1 pseudogene is annotated in these 465 nt (G+C 31.0%); it reads left to right on the forward strand.

The annotated features are described in order from the left end of the window. Positions 1-465 (forward strand): annotated as a pseudogene (locus AB674_RS22945) (calcium-binding protein); the annotation flags it as partial.

The following is a 465-nucleotide window of genomic DNA, read 5'->3' on the forward strand; positions in this document are numbered from 1 at the left end:
TTATTACTGGAAGAATTAGCGGAACTGGGACTATTTTATTTAATAACAATATGCGTAAGGCTGGGCAAAATTCAAGTTTTTTTAAATTTAGTACTAAAAAAAATAGAAAACAATTAGAGGTTGTTGATAAACATCGTGTTTGGTTGAGTTTGTCTAATGCAAAAGGGGCTTTCAAACAAACTTTACTGGGTTATGTAGCAAATGCTACTAATGGATATGATAATTCTTTTGATGGAGAGAGTTTTGATGGAAACCAGTTTATCGATTTTTACAGTGTAAATGAAGATAAAAATTTAACCATACAAGGGAGGGCTCTGCCTTTTGATGAAAATGATGAGGTTTCATTAGGCTTTAGTTCTACTATTGAAGGTGCCTTTTCTATAGATATTGATGAAGTTGATGGATTGTTTGCGTCTCAAGATGTTTTTATTGAAGACAAGAATACAAATAGTATTAAAAACTTAA

The sequence above is a fragment of the Flavobacterium sp. ABG genome, from assembly GCF_001027725.1.
Taxonomy (GTDB): Bacteria; Bacteroidota; Bacteroidia; order Flavobacteriales; family Flavobacteriaceae; genus Flavobacterium; species Flavobacterium cupriresistens.